This window comes from Massilia sp. BGA-UO-ETr-WB1, from assembly GCF_059567845.1.
This window is the reverse complement of record NZ_JCAQOT010000021.1, coordinates 392,372-410,869: the sequence shown is the minus strand read 5'-3', so window position 1 is coordinate 410,869 and position 18,498 is coordinate 392,372. Positions and strand designations below refer to the sequence as shown.

Sequence of the window (18,498 nt, the reverse complement as noted above, 5' to 3'; positions counted from 1 at the left end):
CAGGCGGTGCTGCGGGCGCAGCGCCGCCTATCTTACTTAAATATTGCTGTCGATGAAAGAGGTCAGCTGGCCTTTTGCCATGGCGCCGACTTTTTGCGCTGCCGGCACGCCGTTCTTGAACAGAATCAGGGTCGGGATGCCGCGGATGCCGAACTTGGCAGGAACAGCCTGGTTGGCGTCCACGTCCAGCTTGGCGATGGTCAGCTTGCCTTCGTATTCCTTGGCCACTTCTTCCAGGATCGGGGCGATGCTCTTGCAAGGACCGCACCATTCCGCCCAGAAGTCCACCAGCACTGGACGGTCGGATTTCAGCACTTCGGTGTCGAAGGATGCGTCGGAGATGTGTTTGATATTTTCGCTCATGTTTTTCCCTCGGTGGGGGGTATAAGTTAGTTACGCCTGGATGATTATGCCACTGTAGATGGATATCGTCTTGACGCTGCCGGGTTACAGGCCGCAGATGGAGACATATTCCATGAATTCAACAGATGCCCTGGATGATGGCAAGAGGATAACAGGCGGGAGATGGATCAAATAATAACGCATTTTTGCCGCGTGTGCGGAAAATGCTGTTGTGGCTTGCAGGCAACACTTTCGGCGACACGTTTTTCCACGCCCGGCTACAGCGCCGGCCACGCGCTGCGGTGCGCCAGCGCCAGGCCCACCAGGTCGCCCAGCTCGGCCGGCGCTACCGGCTTCTTGCAGGCGCCCAGGATGGTCAGCCCCTGCGCCATGGCCAGGCGCTCGGCGGCGCGCAGCACGCCGGCGTCCATGCCCGACAGCAGCACCACGGCGCCGCGGTAGTCGCCCTCGGCCACCAGGCGCAGGAATTCGATGCCGTCCATGTCCGGCATCGACAGGTCGCACACCAGCATGTCGCGCGGGGCCTTGGCCAGCAGCGCCAGGGCCGCCTTGGCCGAGGTGGCGCTGGCCACGTCGAAGCTGCCGAGCTGCGGGCTCAGGTCGTCCAGCATGTCTTCCAGCAGGGCCAGCATGAAGGCGTCGTCGTCCAGCAGCAGCACGCGCAGCGGGGAGGGGTGTGTACTCATCGGTTAATTGTCGTTGGCGAAAGTGGTGTTGTTCATGATGACTTCGGTGATCTGCTCAAGCAGCGGCCACAGCCCGGCGGCCAGGGCGCGCGCGCGCGCCAGTTCGTCCTGCGGCGTGCCCGGCTCCAACTGCTCCAGCGCCAGGCAGATGTCGGCCATGCCGAGCGCGCCCACGGTGCGCGCCGAGGACTTGATGCGGTGCCCCAGCTCGCGCACCCGCGCCACATCGCCGCGCGCCAGCGCGTTGTCGATCTCGTCGAAGCCGTCCTGCGTGGTCTGCAGGAACTTGAAGGCGAATTTGCGTATCTTCTGCGGATTGTAGCCCAGCAGCTGCGCCAGGATGGATAAATCGACCACCGCCGGGTCGCCCGCCAGGGTCGGCTTGAAGGCAGGCGCGCGCGGGCGCGCCGGCGGCGCGGCGGTGCCGGCCTGCAGCCGGGACTCGCTGTGCTCGGCGCGCTGGGCCGGCAGCCAGTTGGCGATGGTCTGGTACATCAGCGCCGGCTGGATCGGCTTGGAGATGAAATCGTCCATGCCGGCGTCCAGGCAGCGCACCCGGTCCTCGCTGGTGGCGGTGGCCGTCATGGCCAGCACGCGCAGTTCGGCCAGCTCGGGGTCGGCGCGGATGCGGCGGGTCGCCTCCAGGCCGTCCATCAGCGGCATCTGCACGTCCATCAGCACGCAGTCGAAGCTGGCCTGGTGCAGCAGGGCCAGCGCTTCCTGGCCGTTGTTGGCCAGGCACACCGAGCTGCCCGCCTCCTCCAGCATTTCCAGCGCGATCTGCTGGTTGAAGGTGTTGTCCTCCACCAGCAGGATGCGGGCGTCCTTCAGCGCGGCCATGACAGCGGCGGTGCGCGCGCTGGCCACCAGCTCGGCGGCCGCGTCGCTCACGCTGCTGATCAGCTGCGGCACCGCGCGCGAGGATACGCCCAGCCGCGCCGTGAACCAGAAGGTGCTGCCCTGGCCCGGCGTGCTGCGCACGCCGACCTCGCCGCCCATCAACTGGGCCAGTTGCTTGCAGATGGCCAGGCCCAGGCCGGTGCCGCCGTATTCGCGCGTGGTGGAGGTGTCGGCCTGCTGGAAGGACTGGAACAGCTTGCCCATTTCCTCTTCCGACAGGCCGATGCCGTGGTCGCGCACTTCGAAGCGCACCAGGCAGTTCGCGGCGTCGCTGACGGCGTTGACCACTTTCACCACGATGTGGCCCTGTTCGCTGAACTTGATGGCGTTATTGGTGTAGTTGATCAGCACCTGGCCCAGCCGCAGCGGGTCGCCGCGCAGCACCGGCGGCAGGGTCGGGTCGAGTTCGAACAGCAGGTTCAGGCCCTTGCCGGCCGCCTTCGGCGCCACCACCGTGGTCAAGGTCTGGATCACGTGGTCGAGCGCGAAATCGACCTGCTCGATCTCCAGCTTGCCGGCCTCGATCTTGGAAATGTCGAGGATGTCGTCGATGATGCCCAGCAGGTGCTCGCCGGCGAAGCGGATCTTTTCCAGGTAGTCGCGCTGGCGCGGGTCGAGGTCGGTCTTCAGCGCCAGGTAGGCCATGCCGATCACGCCGTTCATCGGGGTGCGGATTTCATGGCTCATATTGGCCAGGAACTGGCCCTTGGCCAGGCTGGCTTCCTCGGCCACCTGCTTGGCCTGGTCGAGCTGTTCGGTGCGCTGCGCCACGCGCTCTTCCAGGTGTTCGTTCAGTTCGCGCAGCGCCTGCTCGGCGTGCTTGCTGTCGGTGATGTCGATCGACATGCAGATCAGGTAGGCCGGCTTGCCGCGCTCGTCGAACACCGGGTTCTTGAAGGTGCGCAGGTGGCGCAGGTCGCGCAGCGTGGGGTTCCACACGGTTTCCTCGTAGTCCAGCATCACGCCGCCGGCGAAGGCGGCCGCGTCGCGCGCGCGGAACGCGGCCAGCTCGTCGGGCGAGTGGAAGGCGCTGTCGTCGCCGCCCATCAGCTCTTCGAAGCGGAAGCCGAACTGCGCCTCGCAGGCCGGGTTCATCAGCAGGAAGCGGCCGTCCGGCGCCTTGATGAACAGGCCGGTCGGCATCATCTTGATGATTTCCTGCAGCCGCTGCTCGCCCTGGCGCAGCGCGTCTTCGCTGCGCTTGCGGTAGCTGATGTCGGTCAGGCTGGCCACCGCCATCGGCGTGGCGCCCAGCTCGTCGCGCATCGGCTCGGCGTTCACCGACAGCCAGCACTGGCTGCCGTCGGCCTGGCGCACGCCCATCACCACGCCGCGCACCGACTGGCCGGACACCAGGGCCAGGTACACCGGGTGCTCGTCGCGCGCGAACGGCAGGCCGTCCTCGTGCACGCCGGGCCACAGGCCGGCGCCGGGGTGGGCGGCCGCGCCCAGCATGCGCGCGGCGGCCGCGTTGCTCTCCAAAATCAGGCCGTCGCCGTTCAGCACCACCAGGCCGTTGGTCACCGCGTTGAACACCGAGGCCATGCGGCGGCTGGAGTTGCGCAGCGCCTGGTCGGCCAGGCGGCGGTCGTTGATGTCGGTGATCATGGCCAGGGTGCCGGCGTAGGCGCCGCTGTCGGCGTTGACCAGGGTGGTCGACAGCAGGCCCCACATCGGCGTGTGGTCCTTGCGGAAGAAGCGCACGTCGCCCTGCTCGGCCTGGCCGGAGCTGCGGCGGCGCTGGTGGCGCAGCAGCAGCGCCTGGCCTTCCTCGTCCATGAAGGCGCTCATCGGCTGGCCCAGCATCTCCTCGGTCTCGTAGCCCAGCATGCGCGCCATGGTGGGGTTGACGAAGGTGGTCTTGTCGTCGGCGTCGGTCATCCAGATGCCTTCGGCGGCGGTCTGCACGATCAGGCGGTAGCGTTCCGAGTTGGCCTGCAGCGCCTCCTCGGCGCGCTGGCGCTGCGTCATGTCGCGCAGCGACAGCACCGACAGGCCCTGGCCGGCCATCTGGATCGGCGCCAGGTGCACCATGGCCGGGAAGTGGCTGCCGTCCTGGCGGCGCGCGGTCAGCACCCGTCCCGGCAGGCCGGGACGGGTGAACAGTTCGCGCGGGCGGCCCGGCGTGCTGCGCATGGTGTCGGGCACCAGCAGGTCCATCGACAGGCCGGCCATCTGCTCGGCGGCGCCGTAGCCGAAGCACTGGGCGCAGGCGCCGTTGGCCTGGCGCACGTGGCCGTGGCGGTCGGCCAGCATCATGGCCGCCGGCGTCGCTTCCAGGATGGCCGCCACGCGCGCCTCCTCGGCGGCGGTGCGCTCGCTGATGTCGCCCAGCGTGCCGGTCATGCGCAGCGCGCGGCCGCTGCTGTCGCGCGCCACCACCATGCCGCGCCCCAGCACCCATTTCCAGCTGCCGTCGCGGCAGCGGATGCGGAACTCGCAGGACAGCGCGGTGCGCTCGGCGCCGTCCTGCCCAGGCGCCGGCATCGGCGCCGGCTCGGCCGCCGCGCTGGCCGCGGCGCTGGCGGATACGGCAGGCGCCATCGGCACCATGAATTCGTCGGCCACGCGGGCCTGGTCGTCCGGATGCACCAGCGCCATCACCTGCTGCACATTGGGCTTGAACTCGGCCGGATCGTAGCCCAGGATGTCGCAGTAGCGCGGCGACAGGGTCAGCAAGTCCTCCTGCGGCAGCCAGTCCCACACGCCGTCGCCGGTGCCGTCCAGCGCGAAGCTGGTCAGCTGCTCGGCCTTGCGGGCGCGGTCCTGGGCCGCCGCCAGCTCCAGCTTCAGGCGCCGCAGCCGCAGCGCCCCGGCCACCGCCAGCAGCAGTGCCAGGATGGCCGCGCCGGCGCCGTACTGCCAGGACGCGCCGTCGGCCGGCGGCTGGTACAGCAGGCCTTCCAGCGGGAAGTTGGCCGGCATCATGCCCAGGCTGGCGTAGGTGTCGGCAATGGCGCGCCAGCGCGCCGGGTTGCTGTAGCCCAGTTCGATCAGGCGCTGCTCCAGCAGCGGAATGGTCTGGTGGGCCTCGAACATCAGGTGTTCGCGGCTGTGGCTGTTGGGATAGCGCGCGCGGATCAGGTCGGCGATTTCACCCGGGTGGGCCATCGCGTACTGCCAGCCGCGCAGGGTGGCCGCGCGCATGGCGGCGGCGCGCTTGGGATGTTCGCGCAGCTCGCTCTCGGTGGTGTACAGGTTGTCGCCGTAGAAATCGATGCCGGCCGCGCGCGGGGAAATCACGTCGTAGCGCACGCCGGCGCGGTCCAGCAGGTAGGGCGCTTCCGAGGTGTAAGCCGACATGGCGTCCACCTTGCCGTTGATCAGGTCGTCCAGGTTGAAGCTGTGCGGCAGGCTGTGCAGCTGGTTCAGGTCGATGTCCTGCTGTTTGAAGTAGGCGCGCAGTTCCTCGTTGCCGGGGGCCAGCATCAGGCGCTTGCCGCGCCAATTCAGCGGCGCGCCGTTGTCGCTGCGCCGCACGAACAGCGCCGACGCGGAGTGCTGGAAGATGGAGGCCAGCACCACCACCGGATCGCCGGCGGCGCGCTTGAGCAGCAGGGCGCTGCTGCCCACGCCGTACTGCGCTTTGCCTTCCAACACGGCCTGCACCGGGTCGGCGCCGGGCTGGGCCTCGCGCAGGGTGACGTCCAGCCCCGCCTCGCGGTAATAGCCCTTGTCCTGCGCCGCGTAGTAACCGGCGAACTGGAACTGGTGCAGCCATTTCAGCTGCACGGTGATGGGTTCGGCCGCGCCGGCGCCGCCCGCCGGCAGCAAATTGGCCACTACAGCAGTCAGCACGGCGGCCAGTGCGGCAGCCCGGCGCGGGCGGCGCAGGCCGGGCGGCAAACTGGACTGAGGACGGCGATGCAGCAAGAGCTTCCCTTTCGCAAATGCGACATAGGGCGCGGCGGCTGTCTTGTCCAGCCCGGCGGCCCTTCTCCAGTCAACTATAGCATCGAAATTTTGGCTGTAGGGTTTACTTTGTGGCCGCTGGGCATCAGCTTTTTCATTACTTGCAACTTGCAAGCAAAGCCCTTCCGGCCTAGGCGAAACTGCCGGCGAACTGGTAGCGGTGGCCCGGGTGCCACATGGTGGCGATGGAGGCCACCCGGCCGGCCGAGCGGGTCTGGCGCTTGAGCACCAGGCAGGGCTGGCGGGGGTCGATGGCCAGCATGTCGGCGATGTCGCGCGGCGGGCTGAGCGCTTCGATGCTGTAGGTGGCCCCCTGCAGCGGCGCGGCGGCCATCAGGTATTCATTCGGGGTGACGGCGGCGAAATCCTGGCTCATGTAGAGCGGCGCGCAGGCCGGGTTGACCCAGCGGTCCTCGACCTGGATCGGCACGCCGTTCTCGAAGTGGACGATGACGGAATGGAACAGCACCGAGGCCGGCGGCAGTTCGAACTGCTTGGCCAGCAGGTCGCCGGCCTTGCTCTGCTCGAGCAGTTGCAGGCTGCTGCGGTGGGCGTGGCCGCGCGCGCGCACCTCGTCGGCGATGCTCTTGATTTCCAGCAGCGTGGCCTGGTATTTCTGCTGCGCCACATAGGTGCCGGAACCCTGGCGGCGCGTCAGCACCTGCTCGGCGGTCAGCTCGCGCACGGCGCGGTTGACCGTCATGCGGGACACGCCGAACTGCTTGACCAGCGCCTGTTCGGACGGGATCACGTCGCCTTCCTTCCAGGTGCCTGCGGCGATCTGCTCCAGCAGATGGTCCTTGATGCGCTGGAAGATAGGGGTGGTTTCGGCTGCCTGTGCTTGGTTCATAGAAGGATTTTAATTCAAAAGCAAGAGTCGGGGTGTGGCGATCTTGGCGTCTGGCTACCATGGCCCCATAATGAATCCACTTCGGAGCAGTCATGGACACCACTTTCAACAATGACGACGAGCGCTGGGCCGCGGTGCAGCAGCGCGACGGCGCGGCCGACGGCCAGTTTTACTATTCCGTGCGCAGCACCGGCGTGTATTGCCGCCCCTCGTGCGGCGCGCGCCCGGCGCTGCGCCGCAACGTGAGCTTCCACGCCAGCACGGCCGAGGCCGAGGCGGCCGGGTTCCGCCCCTGCCTGCGCTGCAAGCCGGACCAGCCGCCGCTGGCCGAGCGCCACGCCGCCATGGTGGCACAGATGTGCCGCCTGATCGACGAAGCCGAGAGCGAGCCGGACCTGGCCAGCCTGGCCGAGGCCAGCGGCATGAGCCGCTTCCACTTCCACCGCATCTTCAAGGCCCAGACCGGGCTCACGCCCAAGGCCTACGCCGCCGGCGTGAAGCAGCGCCGCATGCAGGCCGGGCTGGCCGGTCCCGGCAAGCAGGCCAGCGTGACGGACGCCATCTACGCGGCCGGCTTCAATTCCAGCGGGCGCTTCTACGCCCAATCGTCCGGCGCGCTGGGCATGACGCCGAAAGCCTATCAGGCCGGCGGCAGCGGCGCGGCGATCCGCTTCGCGGTGGCCGAATGCTCGCTGGGCGCCATCCTGGTGGCCAGCACCGGCAAGGGCATCTGCGCCATCCTGATCGGCGACGACCCGGACGAGCTGGCGCGCGACCTGCAGGACCGCTTCCCGAAAGCGGAGCTGATCGGCGCCGAGAAGGACTACGAACAGGTGGTGGCCGCCGTGATCGGGCTGGTGGAGGCGCCCGAAATCGGCCTGGCGCTGCCGCTGGACGTGCGCGGCACCGCCTTCCAGCAGCGCGTGTGGCAGGCCTTGCGCGAGATCCCGGCCGGGCAGACCGTCAGCTACGCCGAACTGGCCGAGCGGGTAGGGGCGCCGCGCGGCGCGCGCGCCGTGGCGGGCGCCTGCGCCGCCAACGCCATCGCCGTGGCGATTCCCTGCCACCGCGTGGTGCGCAACGACGGCTCGATCTCCGGCTACCGCTGGGGCGTGGAACGCAAAGCCGCGCTGCTCGAGCGCGAGGGTTCCAAGTGAACGCCGCGCTGCCCGCACCCGATGCCGCTGCGCTGTCCGATTTCCGCCGAGCCGGTCCGATGACCCGCCATGCCGGCGGCCCCGCGCCGAGCGCCTTCACCGGCCTGTCCGCGCGCTGCGCGGCGCTCGACTGGCAGGGCATCGCCGAACAGCTCGACGCCCACGGCTGCGCCCTTGTCCCCGGCCTGCTGACGCAAGAAGAATGCGTCCGCCTGGCCGGCGCCTACGCCAAGCCCGAACTGTTCCGCAGCCGGGTGCTGATGGAGCGGCACGGTTTCGGCAAAGGCGAATACCAATACTTCGCCTACCCCTTGCCCGGCCCCATCGCCGAACTGCGCGCCGCCCTGTATCCGCCGCTGGCGCACATCGCCAACCGCTGGTACGAAGCCATGCAGCTCGAACCGCGCTTCCCGCCGGAGCATGAAGACTTCATCGCCCGCTGCCACGCCGCCGGCCAGACCCGTCCCACGCCCTTGCTGCTGCAATACCGCGCGGGCGACTACAACTGCCTGCACCAGGACCTGTACGGCGAGCATGTCTTCCCCCTGCAGGCGGCCGTGCTGCTGTCGCAGCCGGGCGCCGGCTATGAAGGCGGCGAATTCGTGCTCACCGAGCAGCGCCCGCGCATGCAGTCGCGCGCCGAGGTGGTGCCGCTGGAGCAGGGCGGCATGGTCATCTTCCCCGTCTTCCACCGTCCCGTGAGCGGCACGCGCGGCGTCTACCGCGTCAACATGCGGCACGGCGTGTCGCGCCTGCGCAGCGGCTCGCGCCACACCCTCGGCCTCATCTTCCACGACGCAAACTAAGGCAGTTCCCGGCCCGAAAACGGGTCGATCGAGTACGGGTGGCACTGGTGCAGGAAGCCTTCCTGCGCGGCCACCCGCTCTATCCACGCAGACACGTGCACGAACTCCGCCAGCGGCAAATTCGCCTCCTCCGCCCGGTGCGTGTACGCATACAGGGACATGTCCGCAATGGTATATGCGCCGCCGGCGATGAAGGGCCGCGCGGCCAGTTCCCGGTCCAGCATGCGCAGCGCATGCAGCGCGCCTGAGCGCTTCATCGCCACCAGCCCGGCGGGGCGCCGTTCCAGCTTGCCTGTCATGGTCCAGTGGCGCAGCGTGGCGATGGCGCCCACGTAGTCCTGCTCGAACGACATCCACTGCATCACCTTGGCCTGCCCAAAACTGTCCTGCGGCAGGTAGCGCGTGCCCTGTGCCAGGTAGGCCAGGATGGCGTTCGACTCGGCCAGCACCCGGCCGTCCTCCAGCCGCAGCGCCGGCACCGCGCCGGTGGGATTCACCACCAGGAACTCGGGCCGCCGGCCTTCGCCCTCGAAAATGCTGATGTATTCGGAGCGGTAGGGCAGTTGCAGGTGGTTCAGCAGCAGGCGCACCTTCCAGGCGTTTTGGGAAGGCAGGTAGTCGAACAGGGTCAGCATGGTCACTCTCCAGGGAAAAACCATATTGGACCAGCTTGCAAATTTCGCTACACTCTCCTTCTTGCTATTGAATCCACTCTGGAGATTGTTGAGATGCGCCTGACCACCATGATGTTTGCCCTCGCCGCCGCGCTGCCCGTACTGGGCACCGCCAGCGCCGCCACCATCGTCGACAACGCCAACGGCTACACGCTCAACGCGGCCGGCCGGCTGGTGAAGTTCACCGCCCTGGCCTACGACGGCGAAGGCAGGATCATCGCGGTGGGCAGCAGCAAGGCGGTGGCGGCCAAGGCGCCGGCCGGCGCCACCCGCGTCGATATGCAGGGCAAGACCGTGCTGCCGGGCCTGATCGACGCGCACGGCCACGTGTTCGGCCTGGGCGCCATCGCCACCGGCGTGGAGCTGTACAGTTCCACCTCGCTGCCGGGCGCGCTGCAGGCCGTGGCCGACTTCAGCAAGGCCAACCCGCAGCGCGCCTGGGTGGTGGGCAACGGCTGGAACCAGGAGATCTGGAAGCTGGGCCGCTTCCCCACGGCGGCGGAACTGGACGGCGCGGTGGCCGACCGCCCCGCGCTGATGCACCGCGTGGACGGCCACGCCGTGTGGGTCAACAGCAAGGCGCTGGCGCTGGCCGGCATCACCCATGAGACGCCCGACCCTGCCGGCGGCAAGATCGAGCGCGATGAAATCGGCCGCCCGACCGGCATCCTGGTCGATGCCGCGATGGACCTGGTGAACAAGGTGGTGCCGGTGCCCACCGAGGCCGAATCGCGCGCCTCGCTGGACGGCGCGCTCGCGCACATGGCCAAAGTGGGCCTGACCAGCGCGCACGACGCCGGCATCGGCATCAATGAAGACCGCCTGTTCCGCGCCTACGCCGACGACCGCAAGCTCACCGCCCGCGTCTACGCCATGATAGGCGACACCACCGCTGACTTCGACCAGCTCTCCAAGGATGGCCCGCTGCAGAGCTACGCCGGCGGCATGTATGCGCTGTCGGCGGTCAAGCTGTACTCGGACGGCGCGCTGGGCAGCCGTGGCGCCGCGCTGCTCGCCCCCTACAGCGACGCCAAGCACACGCACGGCCTGCTGTTCTACAAGAACGGCGAGATGCTGGCCAAGATGGAAAAGGCCATGAAGGCGGGCTACCAGGTCAACGTGCACGCCATCGGCGACGCCGGCAACCACCAGATCCTGGACGCCTACGCCGAGCTGCTGAAGAAATACCCGGCCGCCGCCGCGCAGCGCCACCGCATCGAGCATGCGCAGGTGGTGACCCTGGCCGACATCCCGCGTTTCAAGGCGCTGGACATCATCCCGTCCATGCAGCCCACCCACGCCACGTCCGACCAGAACATGGCCGAGCAGCGCGTGGGCCCGCAGCGCATCAAGGGCGCGTACGCGTGGCAGACTTTCCTCAAGCAAGGCTCGAAGATCGCCTGCGGTTCGGACTTCCCGATCGAGTCGCCCAACCCGCTGGCCGGCATCCATGCCGCCGTTACGCGCCAGAACGCCAGCGGCGCCCCGGCCGGCGGCTGGTACAAGAACGAAGCCATGACGCTGCTGCAAGCCTTCCGCTGCTTCACCCTGGACGCCGCCTACGCCGCGCGGCAGGAAAAGGACATCGGCTCGCTGGAAGCGGGCAAGTGGGCCGATTTCATCGTCACCGACGCCAACCTGTTCAAAGTCCCCGCCGCCAATATCGGCAAGATCATCGTGCTGCAAACCTGGGTGGCCGGCAAGCAAGTGTATAAACGCTAAGTTTTTCGCTTGGTGGCCTGCATCCGGATCGGGAGCAGACAGTAGAAATGGGTTGACTTGGTTGTATAGACAACTTATGCTGGGAAGATGCGCGGAGGGCGCGTGGCGATCCCTTGCCCCTCCGCATCACCTGCTACCAAGGAGACGACATGAGCACTTCCCTCGCCAACGATCCACGTTTCGACGCCACCCGCAATATCCGCGCCCCGCGCGGCCCCGAGCGTGTCTGCAAGACTTGGGGCGCGGAAGCGGCCTATCGCATGCTGCAGAACAACCTCGACAACGAAGTCGCGGAAAACCCGCAGCACCTGGTGGTGTACGGAGGCATCGGCCGCGCGGCGCGCAACTGGGCCTGCTATGACCAGATCCTCGCTTCCCTGAAAGAACTGGAAGCCGACCAGACCCTGCTGATCCAGTCCGGCAAGCCGGTCGGCGTGTTCCAGACCCACGAGGATGCGCCGCGCGTGCTGCTGGCGAACTCCAACCTGGTGCCGAAGTGGGCCAACTGGGAGCACTTCAATGAGCTGGACCGCGCCGGCCTGTTCATGTACGGCCAGATGACGGCCGGCTCCTGGATCTACATCGGCACCCAGGGCATCGTGCAGGGCACTTACGAGACCTTCGCCGAAGCCGGCCGCCAGCACTTCGGCGGCGACATGTCCGGCCGCTGGATCCTGACCGCGGGCCTGGGCGGCATGGGCGGCGCGCAGCCGCTGGCGGCCACCTTCGCCGGCGCCGTCTCGCTGAACATCGAATGCCAGCAGAGCAGCATCGACTTCCGCCTGCGCACCAAGTACCTGGACAAGCAGGCCGCCTCCATCGACGAGGCGCTGGAGCTGGTCAAGTTCCACACCGAACGCAAGGAAGCGGTTTCCATCGGCCTGCTGGGCAATGCGGCCGAGATCCTGCCGGAGCTGGTCAAGCGCGCCAAAGAGGGCGGCCTGGTGCCGGACCTGGTGACCGACCAGACCTCGGCGCACGACCTGGTGAACGGCTACCTGCCGCGCGGCTGGAGCGTGGCGGACTGGAAATCGGCGCAGCAGGACCCCGAGCGCCACGCGCGCCTGGTGGCCGCCGCCGCCGATTCCTGCGCCGCCCACGTGCAAGCCATGCTGGAGTTCCAGCAGCTGGGCGCCAAGGTGGTCGACTACGGCAACAACATCCGCCAGGTGGCCTTCGACCAGGGCGTGGAAAACGCCTTCGACTTCCCCGGCTTCGTGCCGGCCTACATTCGCCCGCAGTTCTGCGAGGGACGCGGCCCGTTCCGCTGGGTGGCGCTGTCCGGCGACCCGGAGGACATCTACAAGACCGACGCCAAGATCAAGGAACTGTTCCCGCACCACGCGCAGGTGCACCGCTGGCTGGACATGGCGCGCGAGCGCATCGCCTTCCAGGGCCTGCCGGCGCGCATCTGCTGGCTGGGCCTGGGCGAGCGCCACATCGCCGGCCTGGCCTTCAACGAGATGGTGCGCAACGGTGAGCTGAAAGCGCCCATCGTGATCGGCCGCGACCACCTGGACACCGGCTCCGTTGCCAGCCCCAACCGCGAAACCGAAAGCATGAAGGACGGCACCGACGCCGTCTCCGACTGGCCGCTGCTGAACGCGCTGCTCAACACCGCCGGCGGCGCCACCTGGGTCTCGCTGCACCATGGCGGCGGCGTGGGCATGGGCTACTCGCAGCACTCCGGCGTGGTGATCGTGGCCGACGGCACCGACGCAGCAGCCAAGCGCCTGGCGCGCGTGCTGGTGAACGACAGCGGCTCGGGCGTCATGCGCCACGCGGACGCCGGCTATGAAACGGCTGTCGCCTGCGCCAAGCGCAACGGCCTCAATCTGCCCATGATCAAGTAAGGAATACCCAATGACTCAAGCTCAAACCCAAAACCAAGCCTGGACCCTGAACCCGGGCAAAATGACGCTGGCCGAGCTGCGCGCCGCCTGGACCGCCAGTGCGCCGGTAATCCTGGCCGCCGAAGCCTATCCGGTGATCGAAGCGTCGGCCGCCGCCGTGCGCGCCATCGTGGCCAAGGGCGACGCCGCCTACGGCATCAACACCGGTTTCGGCCTGCTGGCCAAGACCCGCATCCCGGACGAGAAACTGGAACAGCTGCAGCGCAACCTGATCCTGTCGCACTCGGTGGGCACCGGCGAGCTGCTGTCGGACGCCGTGGTGCGCCTGATCATGCTGATGAAGATCGGCAGCCTGGCGCGCGGCTACTCCGGCGTGCGCCCGCTCATCATCGACACCCTGCTGGCGCTGTACAACGCCGGCATCATGCCCGCCATTCCGGCCAAGGGTTCGGTCGGCGCCTCCGGCGACCTGGCGCCGCTGTCGCACATGACGCTGGCCATGCTGGGCGTGGGCGAAGTGCGCCACAACGGCGAGCTGGTGCCCGCGCTGGACGCGCTGAAGGCCGCCGGCATCGCCCCGGTGGTGCTGGCCGCCAAAGAAGGCCTGGCGCTGATCAACGGCACCCAGGTTTCCAACGCGCTGGCGCTGCACGGCCTGTTCATGGCCGAGCGCCTGCTGGAGGCGGGCATGGTCACCGGCTCGCTGTCGCTGGACGCCGCCAAGGGCAGCGATTCGCCGTTCGACGCGCGCGTGCACGAAGTGCGCGGCCAGCCTGGCCAGATCGCCGCCGCCGGCATCTACCGCGAGCTGGTGTCGAACAGCGCCATCCGCGCCTCGCACCTGGTGGGCGACGAGCGCGTGCAGGACCCGTACTGCCTGCGCTGCCAGCCGCAGGTGATGGGCGCATGCATGGACATCATCGGCAACGTCAGCCGCACGCTGCTGATCGAAGCCAACGCCGTCACCGACAATCCGCTGCTGTTCCAGGAGGGCGACAGCGCCGTGGTGGTCTCGGGCGGCAACTTCCACGCCGAGCCGGTGGCCTTCGCGGCCGACACGCTGGCGCTGGCCATCGCCGAAATCGGCAGCATTTCCGAGCGCCGCATCGCGCTGCTGATCGACGCCACCCTGTCCGGCCTGCCGCCCTTCCTGGTGCGCGATCCGGGCGTCAATTCCGGCTTCATGATCGCCCACGTGACGGCCGCCGCGCTGGCGTCGGAGAACAAGTCGCTGGCCCATCCGGGCAGCGTGGACACCATCCCGACCTCGGCCAACCAGGAAGACCACGTCTCCATGGCCACCTACGCGGCGCGCCGCCTGGACGACATGGCGCACAATACGGCTGTCATCCTCGGCATCGAGCTGCTGGCGGCGGCGCAGGGCATCGACTTCCACCGTCCGCTGAAGACCTCGCCGCAGCTGGAGCATGTGCACGCGCAGCTGCGCGCGCAGGTGCCGTTCTTCGACGCCGACCGCTTCTTCGCGCCCGATATCGAGGCGGCCAAGCAGATGGTGCTGAAGGGTGAGCTGAGCGCTACCTGCAAGAACCTGTTCACGCCGCTGCATCCGTAAAGAGTTTCAGGGGGACGATCAGATGGATTTCCAATTCACGGCAGGCAGCCTGCCATTGCTGGTGTCGATGCCGCACGTGGGCACCGACATCCCGGACGATATCGCGGCCAGCTTCGCGCCCGCCGCAGCGGTGAAGACCGATACCGACTGGCACCTGGTGCAGCTGTACGGCTTCCTGCGGGAGATGGGCGCCTCGACGCTGGCGGCGCGCTGGTCGCGCTACGTGATCGATCTGAACCGTCCGCCCGAGAACACCAATCTGTATCCGGGGCAGGACACCACCGGCCTGTGCCCGGTGGACACCTTCGGCCGCGAGCCGCTGTACCCGGCCGGCGGCGCGCCCGATGAAGCCGAAGTGCAGCGCCGCTTGCAGCTGTACTGGAAGCCCTACCACGGGCAGCTGCGCGCTGAGCTGGACCGCCTGCTGGCGATCCATGGCCGCGTGGTGCTGTGGGACGCGCACTCCATCGCATCCGTGGTGCCGCGCTTCTTCGAAGGCAAGCTGCCGGACCTGAACTTCGGCACCGCCGACGGCGCCTCCTGCGCGCCCGGCATGACGGACGCCATCGCCACGCTGGCGCAGGCGCACGGCGGCTACACGGTGGTCGTGAACGGCCGCTTCAAGGGCGGCCACATCACGCGCCACTACGGCAAGCCGGCGCAGAACGTGCACGCGATCCAGCTGGAGATGTGCCAGTCCACCTATATGGACGAGACGGCGCCTTACGGCTACCGTCCCGACCTGGCCGCGCAAGTGCAGCCGCTGCTGCGCCAACTGACGCAGGCCGCAGCCGATTGGGCGGCGAAGGGAGAGCCAGCGTGAGCGCGCTGTTCGCAAAAAACGCGCTGCTGCCCGGCGGCTGGGCGCAGGACGTGCTGCTGCAATGGGACGCCGGCGGAGAGCTGATCGGCGTCACGCCCAAGGCCCTGCACCCGGCCGGCGTGGAGCTGGCCGAATACGCCATCCCCGGCATGGTCAACCTGCACTCGCACAGCTTCCAGCGCGCGCTGGGCGGCCTGACCGAGAAGGCGGGGGACGGGCCGGACAGTTTCTGGACCTGGCGCGACCTGATGTACCGCTTTGCCGGCAACATCACCCCCGAACACATGGAAGCCATCGCCGCGCAGCTGTTCAGTGAATGCCTGCGCCACGGCTACACCTCGGTGTGCGAGTTCCATTACGTGCAGCGCGCGCCCGGCGGCGCCATGTACGCCAACGCCGCGGAAACCGCCGTGCGCGTGATCGCCGGCGCCAGACTGGCCGGCATCGGCGTGACCATGCTGCCGGTGCTGTACAGCTACGCCGGTTTCGGCGAAACGCCGCTCAAGCCCGAGCAGCAGCGTTTCAAAACCGACGCGCACGACGTGCTGAAAATTATTGGCGAGCTGGAAACGCTGCGCGACGCGCAAACCGAGGTCGGTGTTGCGCCGCACTCGCTGCGTGCCGCTTCCGTGTCCCAGATCAAAGAAGTGCTGGCCAGCTTGCCGCACAATCGCCCGGTGCACATCCATATCGCCGAGCAGCAGGGCGAAGTGCGCCAGTCGCTGGACTTCAGTGGACGGCGTCCGGTGCAATACCTGTATGATGAGGTGCAAGTGGATAGCCGCTGGTGCCTGGTGCACGCCACCCACCTGGTGGACGGCGAAGTGCAGTCCATCGCGCACAGCGGCGCGGTGGCGGGCCTGTGCCCGACCACCGAGGCCAACCTGGGCGACGGCCTGTTCCCGCTGGAACCGTTCCTGGCCCAGGGCGGCCGTTTCGGCATCGGCAGCGACAGCCATATCTCGCAGAGCGCCGTGGAAGAATTGCGCTGGCTGGAATACGGCCAGCGCCTGATGCAGCAGCGCCGCAATATCGCGGTGTCGCCCGGACAGCGCAACGTGGGCGACTTTTTGTGGCAGGGCGCCTTGCAGGGCGGTACGCAGGCGGCGGGGCGCGCAGTGGGCGCGCTGGAAGCGGGCAAGCGGGCGGACATCGTCGTGCTCGACGACGGCCATCCGAATCTGTACGGGCTGGCGGCGGACGAAGTCCTCGGCACCCTGGTATTCAGCGGCAACGACAATCTGGTGAAGCATGTATTGGCTGGCGGCCAGTGGGTGGTGCGCGAGCAGAAGCACGCGGCGCAACAGGCCATCGCCGCGCGTTTCAAACAGACGCTGGCCGAACTGCGGGAGTTCCGGTAATGAGCAAGCTGATACAGTACGCAAGCCTGCATGCCACGCCATGGAAGAACGGCGGCGGCAGCACCACCGAGATCGCCATCGCGCCCACCGGCGCCACCTTCGACAACTTCGACTGGCGCATCAGCCTGGCCACGATAGCGCAGAGCGGGCCGTTCTCGGTCTTCCCCGGCATCGACCGCACGCTGACGCTGGTGAGCGGGCCGTGCGTGGTGCTGGACGTGGGCAACGAGCGCCAGGTGGCGCTCAGCGAGCGCGAACCGGTGGTGGCCTTCCCGGGCGAGATCGCCGTATCGGCCACGGTGGGCGACGGCCCCACCACCGATTTCAACGTCATGACGCGGCGCGCGCGCTGCAGCCACCAGCTGGAGCGGCGCGTGGTGCGCGACTTCTCCACGCTGGAACGGCGCAGCCCCACCACCATCGTGTTCCTGGCCGAAGGCGAAAGCCTGACCATGATCAGCGCCGACGAGCGCGTGGCCATGGTGCGCTACGACGCGCTGGTGCTGAACACCGAGGACGTGTGGACCCTGGAGGCGTCCAGCGCCACGGTGTTCATCGTCGATATCATCCCCAACGAGGAAGAAGACGAATAATGATGTGGGACGTGTTGTACACCAATGTGCACCTGGCGGCGATGACCGGAGGCTACGGCGAACTGCGCAACGGCGCCATCGCCGTCAAGGACGGCCGCATCGCGTGGCTGGGCGCGGCCGATGACGCCGCAGCGGCCGGCAGCGCCGCCGCCGTGCATGACGGCGCCGGCTGCTGGCTCACGCCCGGCCTGATCGACTGCCACACGCACATCGTCCACGCCGGCAACCGCAGCGACGAATTCGAAGCGCGCCTGAACGGCGCCACCTACGAGGAAATCTCGAAGGCCGGCGGCGGCATCATGTCCACCGTGCGCGCCACCCGCGCCGCCTCGGACGACGAGCTGTATGCGCAAAGCCTGCCGCGCATTGCCAGCCTGCTGGCCGAAGGCGTCACCACGCTGGAGATCAAATCCGGCTATGGCCTGACGCTGGAGGCGGAAGCGAAAATGCTGCGCGTGGCGCGCCGCGTGGGCGCAACGCTGCCGGTCAACGTGGCCACCACTTTCCTCGGCGCGCACGCCGTGCCGCCCGAATTCGCCGGCCGCGTGGACGACTACGTGGCCGAAGTGTGCGCCATGATGCCGCTGCTGGCCGGCCAGGACCTGGTGGACGCGGTGGACGCCTTCTGCGAGCGCATCGGCTTCAGCAACGCGCAGACCGAGCGCGTGTTCCAGGCCGCCGCCGCCCTCGGCCTGCCGGTCAAGCTGCACGCCGAGCAGCTGTCGGACCAGCGCGGCGCCGAGCTGGTGGCGCGCTACCGCGGCCTGTCGGCCGACCACCTGGAGCACCTGACGGCGGACGGCATCGCCGCCATGAAGGAGGGCGGCACGGTGGCCGTGCTGCTGCCGGGGGCCTACTACTTCCTGCGCGACACCACGCCGCCGCCGGTGGCCGCCTTGCGCGCGGCCGGCGTGCCGATGGCGGTCGCCACCGACAACAATCCCGGCACCTCACCGATGACCTCGCTGCTGCTGGCGATGAACATGGTCTGCACCCTGTGGCGGCTGACGCCGCTCGAAGCGCTGGCCGGCTGCACCGTGCACGCGGCCCGCGCGCTGGGCCGCCAGGACCACATCGGCACACTGGAAGTGGGCAAGCGCGCCGACTTCGCGTTGTGGAATATCGCGCGCCCGGCGGACCTGTCTTATTCCTTCGGCTACAACCCCTGCCGGGGCGTGGTCAACGGCGGCGTGCTGCGGGCGCCGGCGCTCTAAAATCCCGCCCG

Annotated in this window: 14 protein-coding genes; 9 read left to right on the top strand and 5 right to left on the bottom strand. The window is 68.3% G+C overall.

Translation table 11 applies throughout. The features are described from left to right. Nucleotides 1-36: 36 nt before the first annotated feature. From trxA to hutC, 4 genes are all read right to left on the bottom strand, one after another. Entirely contained in the window at nucleotides 37-363 is a 327-nt protein-coding gene (gene trxA / locus AC56DV_RS06545; RefSeq protein WP_057153039.1) for a thioredoxin TrxA, read from the bottom strand. A gap of 257 nt (nucleotides 364-620) precedes the next feature. Continuing rightward, entirely contained in the window at nucleotides 621-1,049 is a 429-nt protein-coding gene (locus AC56DV_RS06540) for a response regulator (protein WP_496313487.1), read from the bottom strand. A 3-nt stretch (nucleotides 1,050-1,052) separates the two neighbouring features. Continuing rightward, nucleotides 1,053-5,822, bottom strand: coding sequence for a PAS domain S-box protein (locus AC56DV_RS06535; protein ID WP_496313486.1), 4,770 nt, complete (start codon nucleotides 5,820-5,822; stop codon nucleotides 1,053-1,055). 169 nt (nucleotides 5,823-5,991) lie between these two features. Continuing rightward, entirely contained in the window at nucleotides 5,992-6,711 is a 720-nt protein-coding gene (gene hutC / locus AC56DV_RS06530; protein ID WP_496313485.1) for a histidine utilization transcriptional repressor HutC, read from the bottom strand. A 92-nt stretch (nucleotides 6,712-6,803) separates the two neighbouring features. On the opposite strand from hutC, the gene ada reads away from it, so the two are divergent. Beyond that, nucleotides 6,804-7,868 carry a bifunctional DNA-binding transcriptional regulator/O6-methylguanine-DNA methyltransferase Ada gene (ada, locus tag AC56DV_RS06525; RefSeq protein WP_496313484.1) on the top strand — a complete coding sequence of 355 codons (1,065 nt, stop codon included), beginning with the start codon at nucleotides 6,804-6,806 and terminating at the stop codon, nucleotides 7,866-7,868. 59 nt (nucleotides 7,869-7,927) lie between these two features. Beyond that, the gene (locus AC56DV_RS06520; protein WP_496313832.1) at nucleotides 7,928-8,674 is read left to right on the top strand and encodes a 2OG-Fe(II) oxygenase; all 747 of its coding nucleotides are present in this window, start codon (nucleotides 7,928-7,930) and stop codon (nucleotides 8,672-8,674) included. On the opposite strand, the gene AC56DV_RS06515 is transcribed toward AC56DV_RS06520, so the two are convergent. Beyond that, entirely contained in the window at nucleotides 8,671-9,309 is a 639-nt protein-coding gene (locus tag AC56DV_RS06515; protein ID WP_496313483.1) for a glutathione S-transferase family protein, read from the bottom strand. The genes AC56DV_RS06520 and AC56DV_RS06515 overlap by 4 nt on opposite strands. Before the next feature lie 93 nt (nucleotides 9,310-9,402). Between AC56DV_RS06515 and AC56DV_RS06510 the strand changes: the two genes are divergently transcribed. The 7 genes from AC56DV_RS06510 to hutI all read left to right on the top strand — a co-directional run bounded on the left by AC56DV_RS06510 (nucleotide 9,403) and on the right by hutI (nucleotide 18,487). Beyond that, entirely contained in the window at nucleotides 9,403-11,070 is a 1,668-nt protein-coding gene (locus tag AC56DV_RS06510; protein ID WP_496313482.1) for an amidohydrolase, read from the top strand. 149 nt (nucleotides 11,071-11,219) lie between these two features. Further along, complete coding sequence (hutU, locus tag AC56DV_RS06505) at nucleotides 11,220-12,923, top strand: urocanate hydratase (protein WP_496313481.1); 1,704 nt, start codon at nucleotides 11,220-11,222, stop codon at nucleotides 12,921-12,923. A 10-nt stretch (nucleotides 12,924-12,933) separates the two neighbouring features. Continuing rightward, nucleotides 12,934-14,496, top strand: coding sequence for a histidine ammonia-lyase (gene hutH / locus AC56DV_RS06500; protein WP_496313480.1), 1,563 nt, complete (start codon nucleotides 12,934-12,936; stop codon nucleotides 14,494-14,496). A gap of 22 nt (nucleotides 14,497-14,518) precedes the next feature. Further along, a complete protein-coding gene (gene hutG / locus AC56DV_RS06495; protein ID WP_496313479.1) occupies nucleotides 14,519-15,319 on the top strand; it encodes an N-formylglutamate deformylase in 801 nt (266 codons plus the stop codon). After that, entirely contained in the window at nucleotides 15,316-16,680 is a 1,365-nt protein-coding gene (locus tag AC56DV_RS06490; RefSeq protein ID WP_496313478.1) for a formimidoylglutamate deiminase, read from the top strand. Before hutG ends, AC56DV_RS06490 begins: the two co-directional genes overlap by 4 nt. Beyond that, nucleotides 16,680-17,273 carry a HutD/Ves family protein gene (locus AC56DV_RS06485; protein ID WP_496313477.1) on the top strand — a complete coding sequence of 198 codons (594 nt, stop codon included), beginning with the start codon at nucleotides 16,680-16,682 and terminating at the stop codon, nucleotides 17,271-17,273. Before AC56DV_RS06490 ends, AC56DV_RS06485 begins: the two co-directional genes overlap by 1 nt. 2 nt (nucleotides 17,274-17,275) lie before the next feature. Then, nucleotides 17,276-18,487, top strand: coding sequence for an imidazolonepropionase (gene hutI / locus AC56DV_RS06480; RefSeq protein WP_496313831.1), 1,212 nt, complete (start codon nucleotides 17,276-17,278; stop codon nucleotides 18,485-18,487). Nucleotides 18,488-18,498 lie beyond the last annotated feature (11 nt).

What these genes read in the sequence shown, in the direction of transcription:
- AC56DV_RS06520 (WP_496313832.1), top strand. Translation starts at nt 7,928, where the DNA reads ATGACCCGCCATGCCGGCGGCCCCGCGCCGAGCGCCTTCACCGGCCTG.
- ada (WP_496313484.1), top strand. Translation starts at nt 6,804, where the DNA reads ATGGACACCACTTTCAACAATGACGACGAGCGCTGGGCCGCGGTGCAG.
- AC56DV_RS06540 (WP_496313487.1), bottom strand. Translation starts at nt 1,049, where the DNA reads ATGAGTACACACCCCTCCCCGCTGCGCGTGCTGCTGCTGGACGACGAC.
- hutI (WP_496313831.1), top strand. Translation starts at nt 17,276, where the DNA reads ATGTGGGACGTGTTGTACACCAATGTGCACCTGGCGGCGATGACCGGA.
- AC56DV_RS06510 (WP_496313482.1), top strand. Translation starts at nt 9,403, where the DNA reads ATGCGCCTGACCACCATGATGTTTGCCCTCGCCGCCGCGCTGCCCGTA.
- hutH (WP_496313480.1), top strand. Translation starts at nt 12,934, where the DNA reads ATGACTCAAGCTCAAACCCAAAACCAAGCCTGGACCCTGAACCCGGGC.
- hutG (WP_496313479.1), top strand. Translation starts at nt 14,519, where the DNA reads ATGGATTTCCAATTCACGGCAGGCAGCCTGCCATTGCTGGTGTCGATG.
- hutU (WP_496313481.1), top strand. Translation starts at nt 11,220, where the DNA reads ATGAGCACTTCCCTCGCCAACGATCCACGTTTCGACGCCACCCGCAAT.
- hutC (WP_496313485.1), bottom strand. Translation starts at nt 6,711, where the DNA reads ATGAACCAAGCACAGGCAGCCGAAACCACCCCTATCTTCCAGCGCATC.
- AC56DV_RS06515 (WP_496313483.1), bottom strand. Translation starts at nt 9,309, where the DNA reads ATGCTGACCCTGTTCGACTACCTGCCTTCCCAAAACGCCTGGAAGGTG.
- AC56DV_RS06485 (WP_496313477.1), top strand. Translation starts at nt 16,680, where the DNA reads ATGAGCAAGCTGATACAGTACGCAAGCCTGCATGCCACGCCATGGAAG.
- trxA (WP_057153039.1), bottom strand. Translation starts at nt 363, where the DNA reads ATGAGCGAAAATATCAAACACATCTCCGACGCATCCTTCGACACCGAA.